General features: G+C 37.5%; 1 protein-coding gene. It reads right to left on the reverse strand.

The annotated features are described in order from the left end of the window. Nucleotides 1-148: 148 nt before the first annotated feature. Nucleotides 149-742: a hypothetical protein gene (locus ACY2RQ_RS19495; protein WP_490114679.1), complete on the reverse strand. Its 594-nt coding sequence runs from the start codon at nucleotides 740-742 to the stop codon at nucleotides 149-151. Nucleotides 743-853 lie beyond the last annotated feature (111 nt).

Below are 853 nucleotides of genomic sequence, written 5' to 3' on the forward strand. Positions count from 1 at the left end.
TGAATATCAGAAAATACTGCAAATTTATTCATATTCTTGATCTGGAAATTTACTCATATGTTTGATTTAGCCATGTAACGCCCGCATCAGGTGCGCCGAAGGCGTCACTTGGATGCGCTTGTTAGGCTTATACCCGAAAGCCTATTACTTAATTTATTATTGAATCTTTTGCATCATCGAGAAGATCTAAAGGAGCCGTTAGTACCCCTTTAACTGTACCACTCACAGCCCCTTCTGCTGCATGCTTTCCAACCTTGCTTGCCTCTTTTACGAGATAGTCAGCTTTTTCTAAGGTTGGTGGGATCATTTTTCTAATTTTCTTCGTCTCACTCAAAATATTAGGTATTGTTTTCATCTGTGAAATCTCTATTTGCCCTATTATTTCGGGAACAGTTTTCTCCTGAGCATATTTTATTTCTTTTAATAGTGGAGGAAGGGCTACAGTTCTTATCTTTTGACTCTCGGCGACAACAGACGGAATAGATGAATTGATATTTTCAGATGTAACTCTAACTTTTTCGATTTGCGTTAGAATTTTTGGGATTTTATCATCAAAACTTTTCAATAATTTATACCAATGACTTATAGAAAGATTATTCTCTAGCTCGGCTATTTTTTCCAAATTACTTGGCAACTCTTCTCTTACAGCATTAATCTCCTTTGTAAGAGAAAGAACTGAATAGCCGAAGAAAAAAATTGACATAGATAGCACTAATATTGCGATATTATTAAGGAACTTCATACTATGATCGTTAGCTGATGAATAGATTAGAGCCTAACGCCCGCATCAGGTGCGCCGAAGGCGTCACCTGGATGCGCTTGTTATGCGTCTAGGTGAACGGCAATGTTGAGA

Source organism: Parendozoicomonas sp. 209JJ7-1, from assembly GCF_058147085.1.